The organism is Allohoeflea poritis (assembly GCF_027889715.1).
Classification (GTDB): Bacteria; Pseudomonadota; Alphaproteobacteria; order Rhizobiales; family Rhizobiaceae; genus Hoeflea_A; species Hoeflea_A poritis.
Genome location: NZ_JAPJZH010000003.1, coordinates 313,846 through 336,942 on the forward strand (window position 1 = coordinate 313,846; position 23,097 = coordinate 336,942).

Sequence of the window (23,097 nt, forward strand, 5' to 3'; positions counted from 1 at the left end):
ACAGCATCATGGAAGGTCGACCTGGAAGATCAGCCATGCCATTTGATCGATGGCAGCCGGCAGGACGATGGCCAGTCCGGCAATGGCCAGCGCGTGGCGAAACCTGCAGACAATGGCGCCAAGAACCAGAAGAGCAGCCGCCGTCGGCATATAACCGATTACCGACATTGCGAACCAGGCGAGGCTGGCAACCGCTGCCCAGGCGACGGTTTCAAAAAGGACTGACCGCCCTTTGGCCAGGCCCGTCCGCAGTGCCGACAAGCTGTTGATGCGGGCGGCCTGCACTGCAACCAGGCAAAGCGACAGCGCAAGACAAAGCCAGGCGGTCAGTCGGGGAAAGAACGCCGGCGACAAGTCGTTTTCGCTGGCGCCGGTTCCGACGTGATTGGGGATGATCCAGGTCAGGCAAATGGCCGACATCGCAGCAAGAACCAGTCCCGCCGCAATGTCGATGGCTGCCAGCCTGGTTTTTGGTTGGAGGTCAGCCATTTTTATAAGTCTTAGTTGGTTGCGTCGATGACCTGTTTCAGCCCGGTGACCGTGTCGGCAATATCCTGCGTCAGTGCCTGCGAGCCCACGAACATCACCGGAAACTTCAGTTTGTTCGACACCAGTTCAACGAATTCGGTATCCCTGGTGGCGGCTTCCATGGCGCTTTCAAGCTTTGCGACAATGTCGGCGGGCGTGCCTTTGGGCGCGACGATGACCGCCTGACTGGGCATCGATACGTTGTATTTCTCCCGGATAGACATCACGTCCGGCGCGGCCAGCAGGCGACCGGCATTCATTGACGCCAGCACCTTCATCTTGTCGCCATAGCGGTTGTGAATGCCGCCACTCCAGGCAAAATCGATCTTGCCGCCGAGCAGAAACGGCACCATTTCGCCACCGCCCTTGGTTGGTATGCCGGTCAGTTTCACGCCTTCGCTGTCGCCGATGTAGTTGATGTACTGCCGCGACATGGCGCTCTGGTCGGCGTAGTTGAGCGAATGCGTCCTTGCATGCTCGATCAGCTCGTCCAGCGTGTCGAACGGCGCATCGGCCCTGGCGACGATGGCCTGCTGATATTCGGTGATCTGACCGATATAGGTGAAGCTGTCCAGATCGTATTCGACATTCTGCGTGAGAGGCGGCCAAAGCAATGATGTGGAGGCGGCGAAGAGCAAGGTATAACCATCGGGAGCGGCTTTCGCCACTTCCGTCGCACCGACCGCTCCGCCGCCTCCCGGCCGTGTCTTGACAATGACCTTCGCGCCCAATGCCTTGCCAAGAGCGACCGAATATACACGGGCCATGGTTTCCGTGCTTCCGCCGGCCTTGTAGGGCACAACCAGGGTCACCGGCTTGTCGGGAAATTCAGCGCGCGCCTGAACACTCCACAGAGCGGTCGCCATCCCCAGCCCAAACGTTGCAAGTGTGGTCAAGCACTTCCGACGTGCAAAATTGATTCTCATGTTTTCCTCCCGAGTAACGCTGCATTCCCGCCCGATTTGACGCCTGAGCAGCAAACCATGATTTACAAAACTATATAGTTTTAATAAGCTTGTCGAGTCGGCAACTTTCCCGGGAACGTTCACTTATGAAAACATTGAGTCCGTATGGCCCCGTTCGACGCGACCTGGTTGGCGACAACCATCCGTCAGCAACGCCCGGCGAGGACCCGGCGATCTATGGAACCGCCACGTTGCAACCGGTCACCCCCGTCGAGGCGCGCAGCTTTCACACGCTCAAACTTGTCTATGTCGTCGGAAGTCTCGGCCTTGACGACACCGGTGCGATCCGCATCGCCTGGCGCCTGGTCAGCGATTCCGGACGGCCGCAAACGGTGGATCCGGCGGTCCCCAATTTTGTCTCGGCAACGAGCAGCGGAGACGGCCGTCTCCAACTCAAATACGATGTCAATGGCGGACAGCGACCATGGAACGAAACTCTGACTGTGTACCAGCGCGGCGGCTATCTTCGGCAGGGCGACGAAATAACCGTCATCTTCGGCGATACCACAGGGGGCTCGCCCGGTATGCTCGCTCAGACCTTTGCCGAGGGCGGCCGCGAATTCCGCATCATGGCTGACGTCCAGGCAACCGGAAATTTCGTCGAACTGCCGGATACCCAACTGGCGGTTCCGATCGTCGCCGGCCCCCCGCAGAGCTGGCACGGAGTCCTTCCGAGCCTGCGCCGGCCGGGCGAGACATTTCATTTCGGCATCAAGGCGGAAGACAAATGGGGCAATCCGACCGCACAGGCGAAGGCCAGGCTGACCCTTCACCCGTCCGTCCCCGTCGAGGGACTTCCTGAGGAATTGCACTATGAACCGGAGGACCGGGCCATGACCCTGGAAGGTCTTCGGGTGATGGAACCGGGCTTGCTGAGGATCGGGATCGCCATCGATGGCCGGACAGTCGCCGAGGCTGGCCCCTTGGTCGTCAGGGAGGGCGAGGTCGCGGGCTACTGGGGCGATTTGCATGGGCAGACCGGTGAGACCGTCGGCACCAATACGGTTGAAAGCTACCTGGATTTCGCACGCAACAAGGCCTTTCTCGATGTGACCAGCCACCAGGCGAACGACTTTCAGATCACACCTGACTTCTGGGCGCACCTCAATCAGCTCACCGCCGAATATGATGAACCAGGCCGGTTCACCGTTTTTCCCGGTTACGAATGGTCGGGCAACACGGCAGTGGGTGGGGACCACAACGTTTTCTTCCGCCACGAAGGGCGTCCCATTCGCCGCTGCTCACACGCACTGCTGGAAGACCGGTCCGGGATCGAAACCGACGCCCATACGCTCAGCGACCTTTTTCATGCCTTCAGGCAGACGGATGAAGACGTGGTGGTGTACGCCCATGTCGGTGGCCGATATGCCAACATCCACTACGACCACGACCCGTTGTTCGAAACGGCGGTCGAGATCCATTCGGCCTGGGGCACTTTCGAATGGATTCTGACGGACGGCTTCGACCTGGGCCGCCGGGTCGGTATCGTCTGCAACAGCGACGGCCACAAGGGACGGCCGGGCGCGAGCTATCCGGGGGCGTCGGTCTTCGGTGCCTATGGCGGCCTGACATGCTTCTTGACCGAGGAGAACGACCGCGACTGGATCTTCAAGGCTCAAAGGCGTCGCCACCACTACGGCACTACCGGCTGTCGCATGCACATGGATGTACGGGTCGCATTGCCGCAGTTAAGCACGCTTTATGAGCGCAACCCGGACGCGGAGCCCTATACCGCCACATACCGCACCGGCAGTGCGATGATGGGCGACATCGTCAAAACGGATGCATCGGAAGTCGAACTGGCGGTCGAGATCTGTGCCCACGCAGGTATTGAACGTGTCGAAATCCGCAACGGTGTCCGGGTTCTGGAGACGATCAGGCCCTACACCGAAGCCGATCTGGGCGATCGCATCCGTGTTCTGTGGAGCGGTGCGGAGTATCGCGGCCGCGGCCGCAACACAAACTGGGGTGGAAGGGCGCAGTTTTCCGGGACAACGATTTCGCGTTTCGAAACCATCAACAGATGGAATCCCGACATGCTGCTCGAGCAGCGCGGTTCGGATACGGTGGTGTGGAAATCTGTGACCACCGGAAACTTCATGGGCTTCGATGCGTGGCTGAGCCGCCGCGGCGGCCACCTTATGGTCAACACCAACCACGGTAACCTCAGTCTCGATCTCGACGCTGTCGGGCTGCAGGACGTCGTGCGCGAAGCGGGCGGGCTGGATCGAAAAATACGGGTTTTCAGATTGCCTGATCAAGAATTGAAGCGCGAACTGACATTTCGCCGGACGGTCCCGCTCAAGCCCACGGGGGACAACCCGATCTGGATTTGCGTCACCACCGAAGATGGGTTCCAGGCCTGGTCAAGTCCGGTTTACCTCTTTCGACAGGCCGGGTGATCCACCCTGTGGTGGCAGGAAGGATCGGGCCATTTTGCTGCCGCTCCTGGTCGATTCGATCAGCGGCGGCCGACAGGCGACACGCGGGTTCTCAAACAGCGGAAGGCGCTTCCGCTTGTCTCACAAGCGGAGTTTTGAGCATACTGCGTTGTGGCACCGGGCCGGTCCATCTGGCCACCTCCACAAGTGATGTGTGTGCGATATTGCCCTGGCTGAGTTCGGAACAACCTTTGTCTCCGGTCAGGACATTCGGATTACCGCTCACCTCAATGCGCGCTCCGTCGAAATATTGCGGATCGAACCAGGCGCCTGCCGCAAGCGCTACGGTATCCGGCCGTATGTCGTCTGTGAGTACAGCGCCGGCAAGGCATTTTCCCCGCGCATTGGAAACGCAGACGAGATCGTGGTCCGCGATGCCCCTTTCCCCAGCCGTTTCGGGATGAATGTAGAGCGCCTCGCATCCGCCGATCTTTTGACTGCGTGAATGGGAACCATTGTCCAGTTGTCCGTGCAGGCGTGTTGCGGGCTGTCCGGATATGAGATGCAGCGCGCCTTCGGCAACCCCGTCCTGGCCCAGCCATTCCACCGGCTCCACCCATAACGGATGCGCGGGACAGTCCTGTAGCCCGAAGCTGCCAATCCGCTCCGAGACGATCTCGATCTTGCCGCTGGCGGTCTGAAGCGGCGCCCCGGCCGGGTCCTTCACAAAGGCTTCCAACTGGATCCGGTTCTCGTCGCAATCCGGGCATTCAAAAATCCCGTTCTCGCGAAATGCATCGAAATCCGGCAGTTCAAAGCCATTGTAGCGCGCCACCTCGCCGGCCTCCAGCCACAACCGACGGATCCAGTCGTCCTTGGACTTGCCTTCAGTGAACTCGGCGTGCGTGCCGAGCCGTTCCGCCAGCGCCCGGAATATGTCGTGATCGTCGCGTGCTTCGCCCATCGGCTCGAGCAACCGGTCCATCCATACGAGGCAGGGGTCACGCCGGTTCATCATGATATCGGTGCGCTCGAGCGGCGAGGTTGCCGGCAGGACGATGTCGGCCCGGCGGGCGGTCGCCGTCCACCATTGCTCATTGACGATCACCGTCTCGGGGCGTGTCCACGCCTCCTCCAGCCGGTAAAGATCCTGGTGGTGATGGAACGGATTGCCGCCGGCCCAGTAAACGAGCTTGATATCAGGATAGGTCCGATGCCCGCCATCATAGCGATACCCGGCACCTGGATGAAGCAGCATGTCGGCGATACGGGCGACGGGAATGGCCTGTGACACCGGGTTCTGTCCTTGCGGGAAAGACGGCCAGTTCATCAGTTTCCTGGGCCGGCCGACCGGGGTCGTGGATGCATAGCCGAACGCAAAGCCCGTTCCCGGGCGGCCGATCTGGCCGAGCATGGCCGCCAGCGTCAGTCCCATCCAGATCGGCTGTTCTCCGTGGTCGCTGCGCTGCAGGCTCCAGGCGACCGAGATCATGGTCCGGCTGCGCGCCATCCGGGTAGCCAGATCGGTGATCGCGCCGGCTTCGATGCCGCATATCCTCGCCGCCCATTGTGCCGTTTTTTCAATACCGTCGACGGAACCGTTCAGATAAGACTCGAACACCTCCCAGCCATGGCAATAGCGGTTCAGAAAATTCCGGTCGTGCCAGTTGTTGCGGTAAAGCTCATGGGCAAGACCGAGCATCAGCGCGGTGTCGGTGTTGGGGCGGACCGGCAGCCATTCGGACCGGCCGGTACCGCAAAAGTCCGAACGCCGCGGAGAGATACTGACAGCGACCATGCCGTTCCTGCCGGCCCTGTCCATCCAGTGTTCCACCTCATGCGTGGAGGTGCCGCTCGATGTTATCTGGGCCGTGTTTGCGGAAATACCGCCAAAGGCCACCAGCAACTCGCAATGTTCCGCGACCAGCGCCAGGCTGGTCATATTGTCCTGAAACGCGCGATGGGGCATGCCGACAATGTAAGGCAGCAGCACTTCGGCGGCGGCATGCGAATAGGTGTTGCGCGAGGCCGTGAACCCGCCGATCGTGTTGAGGAAGCGGCGCATTTGCGACTGTGCGTGATGAAACCGGCCGGCGCTTGCCCAGCCATAGGAGCCGGCGAAGATGGCCTCATTGCCATGAGTCGTGCGAACCCTGTTCAGTTCGGCGGCAACAAGGTCGAGCGCCGTTTCCCAGTCGGTTTCCACAAAGCTGTCATCGCAGCGGTCGGCCGTGCTGCGGTTTTCCAACCAGCCCTTTCGGATGGCCGGCCTTTGCACACGCACACCGGTGTCGCGAACGGCATCGATCCAGCCATCAGCGATTTTCGACGGCGCCGGATCGTCTTCGATCCCTTCGAGACGCAGCGAAGCGCCCTCACCCGCCACCTGGTAGGTTCCCCAATGCGCTGCGGTGTAACGCTTCGCCACTATCGTCTCCACTCGGCTGACGGTGCTGCCGTGGACCTGACGCCTAATTTCCGCCCTTCAGATCGTTGTACATCTGCAGTGCCTTTTCGGGCGCTTCCAGCGTGTGCACCACATGGGAAACCGCCTGGATCATGGCGACCGGATCATCGGCCTGGAAGATGTTGCGCCCCATATCCACGCCCGCCGCGCCCTGGTCGATGGCCTTGTAGGCCATTTCCAGCGCTTCAAGTTCCGGCAACTTCTTGCCGCCCGCAATGACGATCGGGACCGGACAGCCGGCGCAAATGCGCTCGAACCCTTCCTCGACGAAATAGCTCTTGACGTAGTGGGCACCGATTTCAGCGGCAATGCGGGTCGCCAGGGAGAAATAACGCTCGTCACGCGCCATTTCCTTGCCTACACCGGTAACGGCAAGCGTGGGAATGCCGTAGCGCTGGCCCTCGTTGATCAGCTTTGAGACGTTCATGATGGATTTGTGTTCGTATTCCGCGCCGATGTAAATCTGCGAGGCCATGGCGCAGGCACCAAGGCGGATCGCATCGTCGATATCAACGGATACCGCCTCGTTGGACAGCTCCGTCAACACGGAACTGCCGGCCGTTGCACGCAATGCGATGGGAACGTTGATCGTCGGCGGAATGGTGGCGCGCAAAATGCCACGGGTGCACATGAGCACATCGGCATGTTCGATCAGCGGAACGATCGACAGGTCGATGCGCTCCAGTCCGCTGGTCGGACCCTGTAGATAACCGTGGTCGAAGGCAAGCATGACCGTGCGGCCGGTTTTGGGATTGAACAGCCGGCTGAGGCGGTTTTTCAGCCCCCAATCGTAATGGGCGTTGCCCTTGATGATGAAGCCTTCCTTGTCCTGCGGCCGGTCGAGCCCGAAATCCTTGCCGTCCTTAATGCCGTCCATGTCAGCCATAATCTGTCCTTCCTAATTGTCTCGCAATCTGCCGCGGCCGTTGTGCCCTGTGGCCGGCCGGGGGTAACTCAAAAATCAAAGCGCCTCTTTCATGCCGCGGAACGCCGCCGCGGGATCGTCGGCACGCATCACTGCACTGCCGCTGACGACCATGTCGGGGGCGGCATTGGCGATCTCGCCGATCGTCGCGGCGGTAACGCCGCCATCGAACTGAATGAGCGGGCCGCCCGGCCCGAAACGCTGCCGCAACTCCGCAACGCGCCCGCAAGCGCGAGTGACGTCCGGCGGCTGCTTGCCGCGCGGATCGAGCGCGGCAACAAGCAGGAGGTCGGGTTCCATCGCCAGCAGTTCGCCGGCATCGTCGATCGCCGTGTCGGGCAGCAGGCACAGGCCGGCAAGGACCGGCCGTCCCGCGCTTTCGGCCGCTTTACGGATCGCGCGCAGGGCTTCGGCAGGCGCTTCCGATTCTGCCTGGACGGTGACGATGTCGGCACCGGCCGCCACAAAGTCCGTGACGTGATCCGCCGGCCTTTGCACCATGAGGTGGACATCCCGGATCATGTTGCCCGCCAAGGCCTTGACGAAGCCCGGCCCGCCGCTGATCTGCGGTACGAAGACACCATCCATGACGTCGAAATGCAGGATGCCGCATCCCCAGCCGGCCGACGCCTGCGCGTCGCCGCGCAAATTGCCGGGGTCCCCGGCAAAGATGCCAAGACTGATGCCGCGGCAACGCTCCTTCAAGGATTCTATCGTGTTTCCAGTCACATAAGATCTCCGTTTGCCGCCTTGTCAGTCAAATTCCCAAGTCGAGTCTCGGTTTCCAGAACGGTCTGAAAAGCTCGATCTTGGGGCACCGGTCCATGACGACCTTCAGGCCCGCGTCCTCGGCGAGCTTCGCCGCTTCATCGTCATAGACGCCGATCTGGCCCCACAGCACCTTGGCGCCGATCTCGATGGCCTCCTGCGCGATGCCGTAAAGCTCTTCCTTGCGCCGGAACACCTCCACCATGTCCACGGGACGGTCGATCGCCTTCAGCGACGGATAGACCTTGATGCCGCGGATCTCTTTCAATTCCGGATTGGGGTTGACCGGCACCATGTCGTAGCCGGTCTCGTGCAGCACCCGCAGCACGCCGTAGCTGAACTTGGTCTTGTCGGCACTTGCCCCCACCATGGCGATGGTTTTGACGGATCTCAGAATGTCGGCCAGATATTCGGGATCATAGTCGTATCTGCGGTCAATATCGGCGTCCGGCATGTCTACTGGTCCTTCGTCGTGGCGATGTCGGCTTTGAGTTCGTGCGGCTCCAGCGGGTCGAGAAACGGATTGCGGTAGAGCCTGTCGTGGCTCTCGACCCCGATATCGAAGGTGCAGTCCGACAATGGACGCGCAACGCACAGGATCACATAGCCGTCGTTGATCTGCCTGTTGTTGAGAGCCACCTGCGCCTTCTGATTGACCTCGCCTTCGATCAGCTTCGCGGCGCAGGTGATACAGCCGCCATATTTACAGCCATAGGGCAGGTCGACACCCTGGTCGCGCAGGCTGTCGAGCAGCGGCTTCTTCGCGTCCACCGCGTAGGTCGCGTTGCCGCGGTTGGCAATGGTGATGGTGCGGGTCGTCATATCCAGATATCGCTCGTGCAGTCGCCGCCGGGATAACGCGTCTCGTGACAGCGCGACGGGCCGTTCGGCTCCCTGCCGAAATCGACGACGAAGTCCGGGTCGATCTCCATGCCGCCGTTGTCCGTGTCGCAATTGACCATCAGCATGCAGCCGCCATTGGTCCGGATTTCAGGGTAGAACTGATTGTCCCAGGTCGAAAACAGCGACGTCGTCACGTAAAGCCGCTTGCCGTCGAGCGACAGCTGGATCATCTGCGGACCGCCGGTCACCTTCACGCCATTGACCTCGGGCGCCTTGCCCAGCAGGCCGCCCATCCACACCTGCCCTGTCAGTACGGGCCTGTGCGGATCGGAAATGTCATATTGGCGGATATCGCCGTGCAGCCAGTTGCACAGATACAGGAACCGGTCATCCATCGACAGCAGGATCACCGAGATCACACCCGGCACCGGGATCGGCCATTCGGGATGCGGCTCGTTCTCGACGTCGATGATCTTCTCCCACTGCCATTCGCCCGCCGCGTCCTTCCACCAGTGGATGATGTTGGCCGAAAGGGCCGCGCCGACAAAGCCGTGCGAGGAATCCGGATCGTGATGAAACCGCACTTCCAGCGGTATCAGGCCGTCTTCGCCGAGATAGAAGGTCTGTTTCGGTTCTTTCTTTTCGAAATCCCACAGATGGATTTCGCGGCCGTATTTCAGGTGACCCACTTCTTCCAGATCAAAACCCGGCATGAAGGTGTTGGGCGCGGCCCATTCGGAACTCACCATCACATTGTGGCGGGGCTGATACCAGAAATCGTAGCCGAACTTGATGTCACCCATGGACTCTTCCCAGCGGCCGACGATCTCGAAATCCTTGTTGAGGTGCAGATAGCCGCCCGGCGCGTTTCCTTTCGCATCGCCGAGCATGGAAATGATGATGTCCGACCCCAGGCAGTGGACGGTATGCGGCGCGCTGAGATTGGTCTTCGCCTTGATCTCGGCGCCGTCGATCACCTTGTGGAGCTTCGGATTGCGCGGGTCCGTGCCACAGTCGACGATGTGCAGATTGGTCGAGCGAACGCCCGGCACAATAAGGTATTTGCGCTCCATGCTGGCGTCGTCATGGCAGGAGGAACAGGCATTCCAGCCCATGTGGTGAAGTTCATCACCAATGCCCGGCATCTCAAGTCGGGAGATTACCTGAGAGTAGGTCGGGCTGTCCGGATCCGCATCGATCGTGCAGAGGTAATCCGGCTTTTGAATACCTGTTCCTGTGTAAATGGCGATTGTGTAAAGCACTTTTTCCCGCGGGGCCTTCATCGCCTCCGCCGGTGAAGCGTAGCCGGGACCGCAACATGTTTCCGACATCTTTACCTCCCTCAACCCTTGTCTATCTCAGTTCCGCCGCGGTGTTTCCGCCGTCGACGGTCAGCACATGACCTGTCGTGCGTTCCGACAGGGCGAGCGCCACAAAGGCCTCGCCGACATGGCGCGCCTCAACCTCTCTTCCCAGAAGATTGCCGCCCATGTAATCGGCTTCGCTGACACCGCGCGCGGCCGAGCGTTCCTTGATGAAATCATCCGTCAAAAGCCCCGAGCGTATGCGGTCGGCATTGATGCCGTTGACCCGGATGCCGTCGCCGCCGAGTTCCAGCGCCAACTGGCGCATGAGGAACATTGTCGCCGCCTTCGGCATGCCATAGGCGCCCATGTTCTTGCCCGGATTGATCGCCTGCTTGGAAATATTGAAGAGGATCTGCCCCGGACGCTGCTGGCGCAGCATCAGCGAGGCGGCGGCGGTCGAGAAATTCTTGTGCGCGAAGAAATTGAGCTCGAAGGCCTTGCGGAACGCCGCGTCGTCGAGATCGAGCATCGCCCCGCCGGTCGCCGAACCGGCGTTCGACACGAGGATATCCAACCCGCCGAAGGTCGCCACGGCGTGGTCCATGGCGGCCTGCGCCGCGTCGTCCCGGGTGATGTCGCAGGCGAATGTGCCGTGCCATTGCCCGAGTTCCGCGACGGCGCTCTCCAACCGCTCGGCATCGAGATCGACCAGAATGCAATTGGCGCCAAGGTTCGCGAAAGCCCTCGCCGTCGCCAGGCCGATGGCGCCCGCCCCGCCGGTGACCATGACCACCCTGCCCTGAAGCAACGGCTTTGAAAGCCGGTCCAGCTTGGCCCGCTCGACCGGCCAGTATTCGCACTCGAACCGGCGTTCCTCGGAAATCGGGTGGAACCCGCCGGCGTCCTCGCCGGCAATCCGCACCGCCATGTTCTGTTCGGCAAGATCGGCGGCAATGGCGGCGGAGCGCGCGTCGCTGCCGATCCCGACAATGCCGATGCCCTCGATCCAGGCGTGCCTGGGGTCCGGGGTCACCATGGTCCTTGACGCATCCGACCTTGCGGCATTGCGCTCGAAATAGGCGGCATAATCGGCTTCGAAAGCGTGAACGGCTTTTTCAATCGCATCGCGCCCCGCCGCGCAGGTCTGCCTGGAAAGCACCAGGGGCGAGCCCTTGATGTGCAGCACATGATCCGGCGAACAGACCCCTCGCCCGGACAGCGCCTCGACATCGGATCTGGCCCAGATTGCTTGCGCGGCCGCATTGCCGCGCACGTCGAAAACGGGCATCGGCACATCCGGGTCATCGCGCTGCGCGGCAATGACACCGCGCAACACCGGCAGAACCGAAAGATCCGTTGCCGGCTCGTCGCCCCCGCGCTCCGTGGCTTCGGTCAAACCGAAATAGGCAGCCGCTTCATTGACCTGATCGACAGCCCGTGTGTAGCTCTCCTGCGCCGTGTCACCGAAAGCCACGTGGCCGTGATTGAGCAGCAACAGACCTTCCACGTCCGGATTTTCATCGAAGATCTCCGCCGCCAGTTTGTTCAGGCCAAATCCCGGCATCATGTAGGGAACGACGCCAACCCGGTCGCCGAAAATCTCACGACATACCTCTTTCGCGTTCGGCAGATTCGCGAGCACAAGAAAGGGCGTGGCGTGGGTATGGTCCACATAGGTGTGCGGCAGAAAGGCATGCAGCAGCGTTTCGATCGACGGATTCGGCGAACTCGCGTCAAGCAGCGCGCCGCGCTGGGCGCTGATCATCTGAACGTCGCTGAGACCGTCGAGCTGGCGCTGTTTCAGAAGCGGGTCGAGCCAGACACCCGGCATGCCTTCCGCCTCGACCGCGCCCAGGTCCCAGCCGGACCCCTTGATGTGGAGAACGGCTTGCTCCTCGCCGTAGAGGTCCCGGCGCCGGACCTTGACCGACGTGTTGCCGCCGCCATGCATGACCAGATCGGGGTCCTGGCCGATCAGCTGCGATGTGTAGACGCGCTCGGCCAGTTCCTGGTCCGCCGGATCATCGCCGGCCTGCCGGCGCCAGCGCATTGCCTCGTCGCGATTGTAACGGTTCTCAATCATCATCATTCTTTGCCGGTTCTGAAATCTCTATCAAGGCAGGGGGAGAAACGCGGTTGCGCCCATCCCTGCTCAGTTGGGGTTGATTGGCGGTTCGCCGGCAAGAAAACGGCGGACCTCTTCGGCCGCCTGTTCGGCGGCAAAGGTCACGGTCCGCACCGACGCGCCCGCGATATGCGGCGTCAATGTCACGTTGGGAAGCTGCAACAGCGGCCAGTCCGGCGGGACCGGCTCGACCGCGAACGTCTCCAGCATCGCACCGCCCAGATGCCCGGAATGCAGGGCATCGTAAAGCGCATCGTAGTCGACCAACGGACCTCGTGCGGTGTTGATGAATATCGCGCCCTTCTTCATGGCGGCAAACGCGTCCTTGCCGATCATGCCCTGCGTTTCCGGCGTGACCCGCGGATGCATCGTCACCACGTCGCTGCCTGCGAGCAGTTCCTCGAGCGAGACATGCCGCACGCCGTCGCGGCGGTCCTGCTCCGACAATTGCACATAGGGATCGCAGACAAGAACGTTGGTCCCGAATGCGCGCAGGAGGCGCACGACCCTGGTGCCGATATTGCCGTAGCCGATGACGCCAACGGTCATTTCATTGAGTTCCCTTCCGGTCCGGTCGGCCCGGTAGAGATCGCCGCGCCAGTCGCCGGCGCGCAAGGATTCGTGCCCTTCGCGAATGAGCCGGGTTTCGGCAAGGATCGCGCCGATGGTGAATTCGGCCACCGCGGTGGCATTTCTGCCGGGCGTGTTGACGACCAGGATATTGTTGTCGCGTGAGGCCTGCATGTCTATGGAAACCGGCCCGCCGCGCGATACCGCGACCAGTCTCAAATTGGGCAGTTGCTCCATCATGGCGCGTGACAGCGGCGCCAGATGGGTGACAAAGATGTCGGCATCGCCGACGAAGTCCAGCACCTCCTCGGCGGTTCCGAAATATTCCTTCAGCCCGTCCATGCCGGCCACGGCGTAACCGTGTTCCATCGGCACATCCGGCCAGGGCTGCTGCATCGTCCGGATTGTGTGGTCGTTGCCGCATACGGTTTCGATCTTCTGCGCGAAAACCTCCGGCAACATGAAAAGATCACCAATGATTGCTATTTCGGCCATGGTTACGCGTCCTAGATTTCCAGCAGTGCCTGCGCAGTCCGCTCGTCGGTGACAAGGTGGGAGACATAACCACCATTGAGCGTTGCGCTTATCGCATCGAATTTTGCCGGCCCGCCGGCAACGAGTATCCCGTTCGCCCTTTCCTTCAGGCAGGAAAGATCAATGCCGATCATCCGGCCATCCATCGGGCCCTTGATGTGGGTTCCCGAGGAATCGATGAAACGGCCGCACAGCACGCCGACGGCACCGCGTGCGCGATACCAGTCGAATTCCTCATCCGTCGTGATGGCGGACTGAACGATGGGCGTATCCGAATCGCAATTGCCGACCGAGAAAACAGAGCGGTCGATGGTCTTGAGCCGCTCAAGCTGCTCTCTGATAACCGGCTCGTTGCGCAGCGCCTCCGCAAGGTCCACTGAGGTCAAAATGGCCGGCGCATGCAAGGTATGGCATTCGGCGCCGAGGCGCGATGCCAGGCTGATGGCGCAGCCTTCGGCGGTCATTACCAAAGGCGTCGTCATGGAGCCGATGATCTGGCAGACCGTCAGGTCCTCGATAATGCGGTAGGGCGCCTCATTGGCAAGATGATAGATCGTTTCGCCCCAGGCGATGCCGACCAGTTCGCCGGGCTGCAAAATTTCGTGCAGCGCCATGGCGCCCACCTGCGCCACCTGGCGGTTGATCTGCGCCTTGTAGGCGACATCGGCTGAATCTCCATCGGCGGTGAGCCCGGCAATATAGACATCCGCCAGCTTGTATTTGGCGCGCAGATCGCGGGATGTGTTGGACACCGTAAAAGACGCGCCGTTGATGCGGATGTCGACGATGTTCTGCTCGCGCGCGAGGCGCAGATAATTGATCACGGTCTGTCGCGACACGCCAAGGCGCAGCGCGATCTCGTTCTGGGTGAGCCCTTCCTTGTAATAAAGGATCGCCGTATTCGCCAGGACACTATCCTGATGCAACGCCCGGCGGATATCACTTTTCTTGGCCTGTTCACCCATTGTCGCCATCCAGTATCGAAGCGGTTGCGATGAACTCGAGCGTGGTTTCGAGGTCAACCACGCCGGCATCGGAACCAAGCCCTGTCGCGACGAGGCCGGAAACCGCAGTTCCCAGCCGGCACGCTTCCTCAAGGTCGTAGCCCATGCTGAGACCGGCAATGAAGCCGCCGCAATAGCTGTCGCCGCAGCCGGTCGTGTCGGAAACGTCCACCTTGAATGCGGGCATGCGCCGATCGCCGTCAGCGGTGCTGATGAACGATCCCCTCGCCCCCCATTTGAAGATACAGGCACCGGCGCCGAGATCCCTGAAGAAGCGGGCTGCGTCTGCCGGATCGGACATGCCGGAGATGAACAGGGCCTCTTCCATGGACGGCATGAAATAATCGACATTGGGCATCAGAGCTTTCAACTGGCCCAGCGTCTGATCGGTCGGCGCGATCAGGTCAAGAGTGACCGTCAATCCTTTCTTCTTGGCGTGCGCGAGCAGTTTGGCGCTTTGTCCCTGATCCATCTTCGCCAGAAAACCGGTGCCGCCATGATGCAGAAAACGGGCATCGCAGACCGCATCGAACTTCGTTTCATCCAACCACCATTCATCCGAAGCGCCGCGGCAATGCAGGGCCGGACGCTCGCCATTGGGCCGGATCGGCAGGATGGTCGCCGATGTCGCCATGGTGTCGGTGCGCTGGAGCAATGAGCAGTCAATGCCCATGGCGCGATACCGGTTTTCGATGAAATCGCCCTTTTCGTCCTGTCCCAGACAGGCCGATGTTGAACATGATACGCCGAGCTTGGCGGCATTCATCACCGCCCCCGACGCCGTGCCGGCGGGGTTCATCCGGATTTCTTCCAGAAAGGCGATCCCGCCGCCATCGGGAATGGCCGTGACAGGCCGCCCGGCGATATCGAGGATCGTCAATCCGGCAAATACGGCATCGAAGCGCGGTTTGTTGTCAGTCATGGCTGATCCCCCATAATATCCCGTCGCGCATTCCACAATTCACCGGAGGATGCCACGTAGCGCTCATAGAGCCGAAAGAGCCGGTCGTAGGATGCGATCAGATCGGGGTCGGGCCCGTGATGCCGCAGCGCCTCGTCGCGCTTCGGCGGCCGCCCGACATCCATCGTCCCGGCAGCGCAAGCGCCGAGCATCGCCGCGCCCCAGGTTCCATGATCGCTGGAGTCGCTTGCCACGATCATGGTGTTCATGACGCTGGCGATGATGTCGCACCAAAGGGCATTGCGCGCGCCGCCGCCCGTCATGAAGATCTGACCAGGTTTTGCCGCGCCCGTCGCCTCAAAACATTGACGCAGGCTCATCGCGGTGCCTTCCATAACGGCGCGCGCCAGGTCCGCCTGGGTCGTTGCGCTTGTGATGCCGAGAAACGATGCGGTTGCGTGCGGCGCCACGATCGGCGCCCTCTCGCCCGACAGGAACGGCAGGAAGACGACGCCATTGGCACCGGCAGGCGCCGACGATGCCGCAGCATTGAGCCGCTGCGCGCTTTCGCCCGCATCCGCGCTGCCATAGGACATGGTGTCGAGGGAGGAGAACCAGTCGAGCGCTGACGCGCCGCTGAGCGGGGCCAGCACCTTGATCCATTTTTCCGCATAGGGATGCGCCAGCGTCGCTCCGGGCTGGGGGCCGCTGAACGGCTCGGCCTCAACGATAACCGCCACCACGGCGGTCGTGCCGAGGATCAGGCAGATATCGCCCGTCTCCGCAAGGCCCATTCCGCTGATCATCGCCGCGACATCGATACAGCCCGCCGCGACCGGGGTTCCGACAGCGAGGCCGGTCTTCTGCGATGCCGCTTCGCTGACCATGCCGTTCAGTTCGACCGCCCGCACGGCATCAAGCATTTTTTCCCGAAGCTCCTCGACCCCGAGCATGGAAAATGCTGCGGGGGCGTAGTCGCCCGTGTCCAGATCCATGAACGGAATGGTCGCGTCGGTGATGTCCGTCGTCAGTTCGCCGGTCAGGTTAAAATTGACCCAGTCCTTGCAGTTGATGGAATGGCTGGCGCGCGCCGCACTATCCGGCTCATGCTCCTTCAGCCAGCGGAAGGCCGCGCCGGAGGTACCCGGCCAGATGGCGGTGCGGCTGTAGCGGGCCAGCCGGTCCGCCGTTCCGTCCTCGATCCATCCGGTGACATAGTCGACAGCCCGTTGGTCATTCCACAGAATGGCATCGCGAACGGGATTGCCATCTTCATCGAGCAGCCACAATCCGTCGCCCTGCCCGCACACGCCGACCGTTCCGATATTCTCGGCGCCAACCTGCGACACGACGGATGCGAGCGCCAAGGCGCATATCTGCCAGATCGCGTCCATCGACTGAGACGACCATCCGGGATGGTCTGCGATCAAGCCGCTATCGCACACTTTCGATGCCTTCATCACGCCGCGCGAATCGTAAACCGCCGCCTTGATGGCGGTTGTTCCCACATCCAATCCGAGATGGAGATTACCAGTCATTCACACAGCCAACACATCGTTACCGTTGTTTTACATATGCCATATATTTTTACATTAGTTAAGTCAAATCGCCTGCGCCTCGGACACCAAATACCGCAGGATGGAAGCAACTCGGGACACGCAGAACCGCCATTGAAAGCCTCGCACTCTATTTGACTTATGACATTTCATGTTACATAAGTTAAGTCCGTTTTGAGACGGCAGTCACGATTTTAGGTCCGATCCTGCACCAAGAGACTTGGTATCCGGACCCGTGCAGACCGGTTGAAAACGTTGTTTCGAATGCAGCCATCCTGCGGCTGCAAAAGGGAGGAACTAGCAATGAGCAAAAGTTTGCGTTCAAGCGTTCGCGCGCTTGGCCTGGGCATCGTGGCCGCGACACTGTTCGCCACAGGCGCCTTGGCGGACGGACATTTGTCCCTGGACGGAAAGAAAATCGGCGTGGCGGTCGTCGGCACCCAGCACTTCTGGGACCGCGAGGCGTTCAACGGAGCGATTGACCGGGTCAAGGAACTCGGCGGCGAAGTCGTGCCGGTCGATGGCGGGCGCGACAACCAGGTCCATGCGGACAATCACGACATCCTGCTGAACAGCGATGTGGATGCCGTCATTTCCATTCTCGGCGACGGTGCCGTGGAGCCGAAGTTCGAGGCGCTGAAAAACGCCGGTATACCGGTCTTTACCGTCGACCACCTTTCGCCGCATGGCATCAACAACACCACGTCCGACAACTACTATATGGGCACCACCATCGGCCGCTACATGGCGGATGCGATCGGCGGCGAAGGCAAGGTCGCGATCTTTAACGCCTTCGAGGGCGCCTTGCGGATCTGTGGCATTCGTGCAGGCCTGTGGAAATATGTGATGCAGGACTATCCGGGCATTGAAATCATGCAGCCGGAACTCGCCGAAGCATTCGCAAACGCTCCCGAGGATGCGCGCAAGAAGACGCTGGACCTGCTTTCCGCCAATCCGAAAGGCACGATCGACGCCATTCATGTCGGCTGCTGGGACCAGCCCGCCATCGGCATCGTCCAGGCGCTCGAGGAAGCCGGCCGCACGGAAATCAAGGTCACGGCCCTTGATGGCGGACCGGAAACGCTCGAGATCATGGCCGAGGAAAACAGCCCCTTCGTGGCCAATGTCGCACAACAGCCGCGCAAGATCGGCTCGACTGCCGCCACCAATGTCGCCCGTCACTTTGCCGGCGAAAAGCTGCTGCCGCAGACCTTTGTCGACGTCAAGCCGGTGAACGGCCCGGAAGAGGCCAAGGCCGTCTACAAGGAACTCGGCTACGGCGACCTGAACTAGGACCGCCCCGCCATTTCAGCGGAAAGACAGCCGGAAGGCCCGTGGCTCGCCCCGGGCCTTCCGGTTATAGTCTCCTGATGTCCCTTTGAGCAGCATCGGCCCATGAACATGCCAAAGAACGATGACGCGCACGTTCTTTCCATGGCTGGAATATCGAAATCCTTTCCCGGCGTTCAGGCGCTGGACGGGGCCAGCCTTTTTGTCGCCCCGGGTGAAATCCACGGGCTGGTGGGAGAAAACGGCGCCGGAAAATCGACGATCATCAAGGTTCTCGCAGGCGTTTATGAGCGCGACAGCGGAACGGTCACCATAAACAGCACGGTCTATGAAACGCTCACTCCCGCATCGGTGCATGCGGCGGGCGTAAGGTTCATCCACCAGGAACTTCATCTCGTCCCCCATTTCACGGTGGCCGAATCCGTGTTCATGGGCCAGGAAATCACCGGCATATTCGGCATTGACCGCAAAACGATGAACGACCGGGCCGCGGCGTTCCTGTCCGAAACGCTGCATATCGACATCGCGCCGAACACGCTCATTCGCGATCTTGGAATTGCCGAGCGAAAGCTGGTCCAGATTGCCCGCGCGCTGATCGACAACAAGGCCAGCATCGTGGTTTTCGACGAGCCCACCGCGCCGCTCGCCATGGCGGAGATCGAGCAGCTTTTTACGGCGATCCGACACCTGAAGGAACGCGGAATCGCCATTATCTATGTCTCGCACTATCTCGGGGAAATCACCCAGCTTTGCGACCGGGTGACCATTTTCCGCAACGGCAAGGACGTTGCCGTCGAGAGCAATATCGATGAAGGCTCCTCCGACAGCATCATCCGGCACATGGTCGGGCGCGAGCTTGCCGCACTTTATCCGAACAAGCATCATGCGGTCGAAACTCCTCTGCTGAAACTGACCGGCCTTTCCGGCGACGGGCAGTTCAGCGACATCGACCTGACGGTCGGCAAAGGCGAAATCGTCGGGCTGGGCGGCCTTATCGGATCCGGCAGGGAGGAACTGACCGATACGATCTACGGCCTCAGGCAACCGACATCCGGCAGCATTGAGCTTGACGGCCGGGCGCTGAGCATAACCGCGCCGTCGACCGCCGTTGAAGCCGGGATCGTGCTGGTCCCGCGCGACCGGCGCCACGACGGGCTGGTGCTGGATTTGAGCGTTGGCGACAACATCAATCTCGCCTCCCTGGAAGAGATCGCGAATCTGTGGCTGGAAGACCGCAAATCGGCCGCACGGCGGTCGGATGAGCTGTCCGAGAAGCTTGATATCAGACCACGCAATTCGAGCGCCCTCACGCGTTTTCTGAGCGGCGGCAACCAGCAGAAAGTGGTGCTGGCACGGTGGCTGGCGACGGGCTCGAAACTCTTCATTCTCGATGAACCGACCGTGGGCGTCGATATCGGCGCCAAGGTGGAGATCTACCAGTTGATCGAGGATCTCGCCGCCCAGGGCGCCGGCATTATCGTTTCATCATCCGACCCCGCCGAACTGCTTGGCCTTTGCGACCGGGTCGCCGTGCTGATGCGCGGCAAGCTGATCGCCGACCGGCCCACGGGATCGCTCGACATTGACAGCCTGATCGCCTTGACCACCGGTTTCGAAACGACGGGAGATGCGGCTTGAGCGTGAACAGCACAATCGCGGCGGGACATTCCGCGACCCTGAGACGGGCGGCGCTGGTCGGCTATCTGCCGCTGGCGATTTTCGTCGTGCTCCTGGTTTATCTGAGCTTTACGGCGCCGAATTACTTCAGTTTCCAAAGCCTCGACCTGATCCTGAGACAGGCCATCCCGACCGTTGTCGTGTGCCTCGGCCTTTCCGCGGTGGTGATGGCCGGTGGAAACGACGTCGTTTCCGGAGGGATCGATCTTTCGATACCGGCGACCGCGGTCCTGTCGGCTGCGATTATCGCCGACCAGGTGACCAACCACGGCACGCCGATCGCGCTCGCCCTCGCCATGGCATTGATTGCGGCGCTGCTGGTCGGTGCGGCCAACGCGGTGCTTGTCGTGCGGATCGGCATGACGCCGCTGCTGGCGACATTGTCGAGTTCCGTCGCCGTTGTCGGAATCGTCAAGGTGATCACATCCAGCCGGCGCATCAATGTCGACCATCCGGCCGTCGTGTGGCTGCGTGACGGGTCTATCGCCGGCGTCTCCGTCGGCGTCATCCTGACGACACTCATTTTCCTCATCTTCTTCTTTGCGGTTCACCGGACCCGCTGGGGCATGAATCTGCAGGCCGTCGGCGGCAGCCGCGATGCCGCCGAAATTTCCGGCATTCCGACGGGACGCTTTCTGTCGCAGTCTTTCGTCGTGGCGGCCTTCGCCGGCGGATTGGCTTCGATGTTCGTGCTGGCGCGCGGCTCCGGCTCAACGCCAGGGACGGAAGAGAACCTGCTGCTTGAGATGGTGCTGGCGACCTTTCTGGGCGCTGCCTTCTCGCCGCGCCGCGTCGTCACCCTGTGGGGCGCTGTCCTGGGCGCCGTGCTGGTCACGGCGCTTTCCATCGGTTTCAAGTCCATCGGGGTCAATGTCTTCTGGACCGGGTGCATCAAGGGCGCGCTGATCCTTGTCGTCGTCGCCTCCGCCTCGCTGTCGCTGAAGGCATCGGCAAGGGGGAGCGCGGGATGAGTCTCGTGAGCGACAGCGATACATTCTCTTTGCGCAGCTTCCTGGTGCGCTATGGCTTCCTGGTGATCATCGCCGCGTTCTTCGCGTTCTTCTCGCTCTATACGGGCAGTTTCCTCAGCGGGACCAATTTGCTGAACATCATCGAGGGATCGTCCATCCTGCTGATCCTTGCGCTCGGCATGACGCTGGTCGTCGCGCTCGGGGGTATCGACCTGTCGGTGGGCATCGCCTTCGACATGGGCGCCGCTTTCGCGATCGTCGCCATGAAGGAATATGACGCGGCCTGGTATGTCGCCATCCTGATCGGCATCGGCGGCGGCGTGCTGGTCGGGCTGCTCAATGCCTTTCTGGTGGTCAAGCTCTCGGTCAGCCCGTTTCTGGCGACGCTCGGCACATTCTTCATCGGCAGTTCCGTGCAGCGGATCTTCACCGGCGGCGGCGGGCCGATCTCCCATCGCCAGGCGCCGATGGAGTACCGCAACCTTGCCATCGGAGACGTGTTCGGCATTCCTTCCGAGGTGATCATTGCCGCCGTCGTGCTGTTGATCTATTTCATCTTTCTCGAGCGGTCGATTTTCGGCAAGCGCATCCATGCCATCGGACTGCAGAAAACCGCCGCGCTGGTCGCCGGCATCAAGGTCAACAAATATATTGCCCTCGGTTTCATCATCGCCGCGGCCACCTGCGCCATCGGTGGCATGATCGGCTCGGCCAATTTGCGCATGTTCACACCGCTCGCCGGTTTTTCCTACCTGCTCGACGCAATCGCGGCCGTCTTCATCGGCGCCTCGATCCATCCGCATGGGCGGCCCAATGTGCCCGGCACTTTGATCGGCGTGCTGTTTCTGGGCATGGTGGCCAACGGGCTTAATCTGATGGGGCTGGATTTCAACACCAAGGACGCCCTGTCCGGGCTCATACTGGTCGGCGCGCTGGCCATTGCGGTTGCGCAGAAGCGCCTGCGTTAGGGCGCTCACTCTAGACGAAGCGGCGCTATCGATTGCAAGGTTTCGCTTCGGCAATTGGTCCTGTACTGTTTCGAAGTGACATCGAACAGCATCTCTTCAAACGATACCGAACCACTTGAGGCAAAACGGCGATGGCGTGTCCTGGCTATCACCGCGGTCGCGGTCGTCCTGTCGCTGATGAGCTGGTTTTCAGCAACCGCCGTCATCAACGATCTCGCGCGCGCCTGGAACCTGGATACGGCGACGGCCGGCTGGCTGACGAATGCAGTGCAGTTGGGATTCGTGACCGGCGCCATCCTGTCCAGCCTGCTGGCGATTTCCGACATCGTTCCCCTGCCCCGGCTGATGGCGGGATCGGCGCTTCTTGCGGCGATCTCAAGCGCCGTTCTGCTGATCGAACCGGGCTTTGCCGGCGCCGTTGCGGCGCGCTTTGTCACCGGGGCGGCCCTTGCCGGGGTCTATCCGCCGGCGATGAAATTCATCGCCACATGGTTCAGGACCGGCCGCGGTGTCGCCATGGGCGCCATGGTCGGTGCATTGACGCTGGGCTCGGCCGGGCCGCATCTGGTGCGGGCGGTCGGGCAGGTTCTGCCCTGGGAAACCGTAATTGCCGTCACGGCCATTTGCTGTTTTTTGTCGGCGGCGATTTTCCTGGTTCTGCGCGAAGGTCCGCACGGTTTCGCGCGGGCCCGGGTCGATCCGAGACAGGTTGCCGCGATCATCCGCAACCGCCCGGTCATGCTGGCCAATTTCGGCTATTTCGGCCATATGTGGGAGCTCTACGCCATGTGGGGATGGATCCTGGCCTATGTGGCCGCCGCATCGGAGTCAGGCGCCTTTTTCGGCAACGCATCTTTGCTTGCTTTCGCCGTGGTCGCCATGGGGGCACCCGGATGCCTGCTGGGCGGTTTCCTGTCGGACAGGATCGGTCGGTGCCATACGACGGCGTTGATGATGGCCGTGTCGGGCCTGTGCGCGCTGGCGATCGGCTTCCTGTTCGACGGCCCGGCAATCCTGTTTCTGGCCGTCGCGCTGATTTGGGGGCTTACCGTCGTTGCCGATTCCGCCCAGTTTTCGGCGGCCGTCAGCGAGCTCTCCGATGCCAGCTATGTCGGATCGTCCCTCGCCTTCCAGATGGGTGTGGGCTTCGCCATCACCACCGTTACCATATGGCTGGTTCCGGTCCTGGCGGAGATGACCGGAAGCTGGCGGTGGACCTTTCTCGTCCTGGTTCCGGGTCCGTTTCTGGGTGTTGTCAGCATGCTTGCCCTGCGGCGCTTGCCGGAGGCCGCAAAGATCGCCAACGGGCTGCGATAG

At 61.4% G+C, this 23,097-nt stretch carries 19 protein-coding genes; 6 read left to right on the forward strand and 13 right to left on the reverse strand.

The genetic code is table 11. From position 1 onward, the window contains the following. Positions 1–6: 6 nt before the first annotated feature. Together OOZ53_RS06835 and OOZ53_RS06840 are read right to left on the reverse strand one after the other, a co-directional pair. Positions 7–489, reverse strand: coding sequence for a tripartite tricarboxylate transporter TctB family protein (locus tag OOZ53_RS06835; protein ID WP_271088616.1), 483 nt, complete (start codon positions 487–489; stop codon positions 7–9). 11 nt (positions 490–500) lie between these two features. Next, complete coding sequence (locus tag OOZ53_RS06840; protein WP_271088617.1) at positions 501–1,424, reverse strand: tripartite tricarboxylate transporter substrate binding protein; 924 nt, start codon at positions 1,422–1,424, stop codon at positions 501–503. A 155-nt stretch (positions 1,425–1,579) separates the two neighbouring features. On the opposite strand from OOZ53_RS06840, the gene OOZ53_RS06845 reads away from it, so the two are divergent. After that, a complete protein-coding gene (locus tag OOZ53_RS06845; RefSeq protein ID WP_271088618.1) occupies positions 1,580–3,895 on the forward strand; it encodes a DUF3604 domain-containing protein in 2,316 nt (771 codons plus the stop codon). Between the two features lie 91 nt (positions 3,896–3,986). On the opposite strand, the gene OOZ53_RS06850 is transcribed toward OOZ53_RS06845, so the two are convergent. The 11 genes from OOZ53_RS06850 to OOZ53_RS06900 all read right to left on the reverse strand — a co-directional run bounded on the left by OOZ53_RS06850 (position 3,987) and on the right by OOZ53_RS06900 (position 16,856). Continuing rightward, entirely contained in the window at positions 3,987–6,302 is a 2,316-nt protein-coding gene (locus OOZ53_RS06850) for a molybdopterin-dependent oxidoreductase (RefSeq protein ID WP_271088619.1), read from the reverse strand. Positions 6,303–6,345: 43 nt separating this feature from the next. Continuing rightward, a complete protein-coding gene (gene lsrF, locus OOZ53_RS06855) occupies positions 6,346–7,227 on the reverse strand; it encodes a 3-hydroxy-5-phosphonooxypentane-2,4-dione thiolase (RefSeq protein ID WP_271088620.1) in 882 nt (293 codons plus the stop codon). Between the two features lie 75 nt (positions 7,228–7,302). Continuing rightward, positions 7,303–7,995 carry a ribulose-phosphate 3-epimerase gene (locus OOZ53_RS06860; RefSeq protein WP_271088621.1) on the reverse strand — a complete coding sequence of 231 codons (693 nt, stop codon included), beginning with the start codon at positions 7,993–7,995 and terminating at the stop codon, positions 7,303–7,305. Positions 7,996–8,023: 28 nt separating this feature from the next. After that, positions 8,024–8,488 carry a CoA-binding protein gene (locus tag OOZ53_RS06865; protein WP_271088622.1) on the reverse strand — a complete coding sequence of 155 codons (465 nt, stop codon included), beginning with the start codon at positions 8,486–8,488 and terminating at the stop codon, positions 8,024–8,026. 2 nt (positions 8,489–8,490) lie between these two features. After that, positions 8,491–8,856, reverse strand: coding sequence for a 2Fe-2S iron-sulfur cluster-binding protein (locus OOZ53_RS06870; RefSeq protein ID WP_271088624.1), 366 nt, complete (start codon positions 8,854–8,856; stop codon positions 8,491–8,493). After that, entirely contained in the window at positions 8,853–10,208 is a 1,356-nt protein-coding gene (locus tag OOZ53_RS06875) for a selenium-binding family protein (RefSeq protein WP_271088625.1), read from the reverse strand. The genes OOZ53_RS06870 and OOZ53_RS06875 overlap by 4 nt, the downstream gene beginning before the upstream one ends. 22 nt (positions 10,209–10,230) lie before the next feature. Continuing rightward, the gene (locus OOZ53_RS06880) at positions 10,231–12,270 is read right to left on the reverse strand and encodes a bifunctional aldolase/short-chain dehydrogenase (RefSeq protein ID WP_271088626.1); all 2,040 of its coding nucleotides are present in this window, start codon (positions 12,268–12,270) and stop codon (positions 10,231–10,233) included. Between the two features lie 66 nt (positions 12,271–12,336). After that, positions 12,337–13,374, reverse strand: coding sequence for a 2-hydroxyacid dehydrogenase (locus OOZ53_RS06885; RefSeq protein WP_271088627.1), 1,038 nt, complete (start codon positions 13,372–13,374; stop codon positions 12,337–12,339). An 11-nt stretch (positions 13,375–13,385) separates the two neighbouring features. Beyond that, positions 13,386–14,378, reverse strand: a complete 993-nt coding sequence (locus OOZ53_RS06890; RefSeq protein WP_271088628.1) for a sugar-binding transcriptional regulator — start codon at positions 14,376–14,378, stop codon at positions 13,386–13,388. Further along, complete coding sequence (locus tag OOZ53_RS06895) at positions 14,371–15,339, reverse strand: carbohydrate kinase family protein (protein WP_271088630.1); 969 nt, start codon at positions 15,337–15,339, stop codon at positions 14,371–14,373. Before OOZ53_RS06895 ends, OOZ53_RS06890 begins: the two co-directional genes overlap by 8 nt. Continuing rightward, positions 15,336–16,856 carry an FGGY-family carbohydrate kinase gene (locus OOZ53_RS06900; protein WP_271088631.1) on the reverse strand — a complete coding sequence of 507 codons (1,521 nt, stop codon included), beginning with the start codon at positions 16,854–16,856 and terminating at the stop codon, positions 15,336–15,338. The genes OOZ53_RS06895 and OOZ53_RS06900 overlap by 4 nt, the downstream gene beginning before the upstream one ends. A 321-nt stretch (positions 16,857–17,177) precedes the next feature. Between OOZ53_RS06900 and OOZ53_RS06905 the strand changes: the two genes are divergently transcribed. From OOZ53_RS06905 to OOZ53_RS06925, 5 genes are all read left to right on the forward strand, one after another. Next, positions 17,178–18,167 carry a sugar ABC transporter substrate-binding protein gene (locus tag OOZ53_RS06905; RefSeq protein WP_271088632.1) on the forward strand — a complete coding sequence of 330 codons (990 nt, stop codon included), beginning with the start codon at positions 17,178–17,180 and terminating at the stop codon, positions 18,165–18,167. A gap of 102 nt (positions 18,168–18,269) precedes the next feature. Then, complete coding sequence (locus OOZ53_RS06910) at positions 18,270–19,802, forward strand: sugar ABC transporter ATP-binding protein (RefSeq protein WP_271088633.1); 1,533 nt, start codon at positions 18,270–18,272, stop codon at positions 19,800–19,802. 2 nt (positions 19,803–19,804) lie between these two features. Further along, positions 19,805–20,812, forward strand: a complete 1,008-nt coding sequence (locus tag OOZ53_RS06915; protein WP_271088761.1) for an ABC transporter permease — start codon at positions 19,805–19,807, stop codon at positions 20,810–20,812. After that, a complete protein-coding gene (locus tag OOZ53_RS06920; RefSeq protein WP_271088634.1) occupies positions 20,809–21,780 on the forward strand; it encodes an ABC transporter permease in 972 nt (323 codons plus the stop codon). Before OOZ53_RS06915 ends, OOZ53_RS06920 begins: the two co-directional genes overlap by 4 nt. Positions 21,781–21,855: 75 nt before the next feature. Further along, positions 21,856–23,097 carry an MFS transporter gene (locus tag OOZ53_RS06925; protein ID WP_271088635.1) on the forward strand — a complete coding sequence of 414 codons (1,242 nt, stop codon included), beginning with the start codon at positions 21,856–21,858 and terminating at the stop codon, positions 23,095–23,097.

What these genes read in the sequence shown, in the direction of transcription:
- OOZ53_RS06835 (WP_271088616.1), bottom strand. Translation starts at nt 489, where the DNA reads ATGGCTGACCTCCAACCAAAAACCAGGCTGGCAGCCATCGACATTGCG.
- OOZ53_RS06845 (WP_271088618.1), top strand. Translation starts at nt 1,580, where the DNA reads ATGAAAACATTGAGTCCGTATGGCCCCGTTCGACGCGACCTGGTTGGC.
- lsrF (WP_271088620.1), bottom strand. Translation starts at nt 7,227, where the DNA reads ATGGCTGACATGGACGGCATTAAGGACGGCAAGGATTTCGGGCTCGAC.
- OOZ53_RS06865 (WP_271088622.1), bottom strand. Translation starts at nt 8,488, where the DNA reads ATGCCGGACGCCGATATTGACCGCAGATACGACTATGATCCCGAATAT.
- OOZ53_RS06870 (WP_271088624.1), bottom strand. Translation starts at nt 8,856, where the DNA reads ATGACGACCCGCACCATCACCATTGCCAACCGCGGCAACGCGACCTAC.
- OOZ53_RS06875 (WP_271088625.1), bottom strand. Translation starts at nt 10,208, where the DNA reads ATGTCGGAAACATGTTGCGGTCCCGGCTACGCTTCACCGGCGGAGGCG.
- OOZ53_RS06880 (WP_271088626.1), bottom strand. Translation starts at nt 12,270, where the DNA reads ATGATGATTGAGAACCGTTACAATCGCGACGAGGCAATGCGCTGGCGC.
- OOZ53_RS06885 (WP_271088627.1), bottom strand. Translation starts at nt 13,374, where the DNA reads ATGGCCGAAATAGCAATCATTGGTGATCTTTTCATGTTGCCGGAGGTT.
- OOZ53_RS06890 (WP_271088628.1), bottom strand. Translation starts at nt 14,378, where the DNA reads ATGGGTGAACAGGCCAAGAAAAGTGATATCCGCCGGGCGTTGCATCAG.
- OOZ53_RS06895 (WP_271088630.1), bottom strand. Translation starts at nt 15,339, where the DNA reads ATGACTGACAACAAACCGCGCTTCGATGCCGTATTTGCCGGATTGACG.
- OOZ53_RS06900 (WP_271088631.1), bottom strand. Translation starts at nt 16,856, where the DNA reads ATGACTGGTAATCTCCATCTCGGATTGGATGTGGGAACAACCGCCATC.
- OOZ53_RS06905 (WP_271088632.1), top strand. Translation starts at nt 17,178, where the DNA reads ATGAGCAAAAGTTTGCGTTCAAGCGTTCGCGCGCTTGGCCTGGGCATC.
- OOZ53_RS06910 (WP_271088633.1), top strand. Translation starts at nt 18,270, where the DNA reads ATGAACATGCCAAAGAACGATGACGCGCACGTTCTTTCCATGGCTGGA.
- OOZ53_RS06920 (WP_271088634.1), top strand. Translation starts at nt 20,809, where the DNA reads ATGAGTCTCGTGAGCGACAGCGATACATTCTCTTTGCGCAGCTTCCTG.